Annotated in this window: 2 protein-coding genes; one reads left to right on the plus strand and one right to left on the minus strand. The window is 68.3% G+C overall.

Annotated features, from left to right (window positions below):
* Positions 1–346: 346 nt before the first annotated feature.
* Entirely contained in the window at positions 347–817 is a 471-nt protein-coding gene (locus ACFR9S_RS11245; RefSeq protein ID WP_379733027.1) for a DUF5793 family protein, read from the minus strand.
* A gap of 120 nt (positions 818–937) precedes the next feature.
* Between ACFR9S_RS11245 and ACFR9S_RS11250 the strand changes: the two genes are divergently transcribed.
* Positions 938–1,743: outer membrane protein assembly factor BamB family protein (locus tag ACFR9S_RS11250; RefSeq protein ID WP_379818684.1), on the plus strand; the 806-nt coding region annotated here is incomplete at its 3' end.

Here is a 1,743-nt window from a genome sequence, read left to right on the forward strand (position 1 = left end):
TCCGTGCGCGAACGAGCGCGCGAGGGACGAGTGACTGAGCGACAGCGAAGGAACGAGTCGGCTGGGGAGGTCTGTGGGCTGTGCGGGGCGGTGCGGTCACAAGTGGACATGCTCACCCCGCGGTCCTGTTCGTCGTAGAGGCAGCGAACTCCGCGGTCCTGTTCGTCCTGAAGCAAACAAACTCCGCGTCTCCAGTCCAGAACCGAGAGAACGTCGAAACAGCCCAACAGATCCAGAATTTCCACAATGTCCAGAATCCGAACGAACTCTACCCTATCCCGACTGCTCACAAGCTTCTCCCGAAAACACCACTACCGACCCGAAAACATCCCTCTCCCGCAAAAACTCAGAGCTCGACGCCCGGCGGGATGAGGCTCCGCTCTCGCAGGAACTCCCCGTCGGCGTCGTACACCAGGAACGTCTCCTTCTCGTACTCCACCATCTCGTCGCCGTCGATGGAGACGATGACGCGGTAGCCGCCCTCCTCCTCGGCGTCGACGTACGCCCGGGCCGCCTCGATGAACCGCAGCACGTCGTCGGACTCCTCGTTGAGTTCGAGGACGTACTCCCCGGTCACGCGGTTCGTGACGGCGACGACTCCGGGGACCACGTCGTCGCTCCCGAGTTCGTCCTGCAGTCGGAACGCCACGTCGACGTCCTCGCCGTCGAGCAGATCGCCGTCGGCGTCGCTGAGGCGCTCCCGGAGCGTCTCCCCCGGCCCACTGAAGTCGATCTCGACCAGCGGCTGGGCGGGCTCACCACCGTCTTCCGCCCAGTCGACGTTCGTCACGTCTAGCTCGAAGTAGTCGCGCCTCATTCGATACTGGACAGTTAGCGACGGGCACCTAAAACCGTAACGCCCGTATGCGTTCGTGAGCCACTCCGCTCCCGACAGCCGGGCGTTGGAACGAAGTGCTGTCGGACCGGAGCGTGGGGTATGGTCTCCCGCTCCCGTCGCCGCTTCCTCCGGGCGAGCGCCGCCGCCGGCGCCTTCGGAAGCGCCGGCTGTCTCGGTCGATCGAATCCGGCACAGGACGCCGCACAGCGCCGGATCGACCACCGAACGTCCCCGCCCGCCGACACGTGGCCGACCGAGGACTACGGCGCGCGGAACACGCGTCACAACCCCGACGCCGCCCCGCCGCGATCGACGCCGACGACCGAGTGGTCGGCCCCGCTCCCGGGCGTCGTCTCCTCGGTCGTCGTCGGTCCCGACTCAATCTACGCGAGTTCCGAGGAAGCGACAGTCGCGGTCGCGCTCGACGGCACCGAGCGGTGGCGCGTCGAGTTCGGCGGCGGCCTCGCGTTCGTCGAGGGGCGGCTGTACGTGAGCGCGGACACGCTGGTCGCGCTCGACACCGCCGGCGACGAGATCTGGCGCGGTCCCGACGGGCTGGAGCCGGGCGCGGTGTTCGAGTCCAACGGGACGGTGTACGTCACCGAGCGGGAACGGCTCCGGGGACTCCACGCCGACTCCGGCGCGGAGCGCTGGCGGATCGACACCGCTCGCTACCCCCGGCTCGTCGCCGACGACAGCCACGTAGGGGTCGTGACCGGCGACCGCGTCCGCTTTCTCGCCCCTGGGGAGGCTGAGAACGGGCTGTTCCGGGACCCTACACCCCGAGTCGTCGAGGCGCTCGAGCCGGGGTGGTACCCGGAGATCGTCTCGGCGACGCTGGTCGACGGCGCGTTCTACCTCGGCCAGTTCGGCGACAGCGTCGCCGACCTCGACGCGACCGCGCG

The sequence above is a fragment of the Halolamina salina genome (assembly GCF_042678005.1).
Classification (GTDB): domain Archaea; phylum Halobacteriota; class Halobacteria; order Halobacteriales; family Haloferacaceae; genus Halolamina; species Halolamina salina.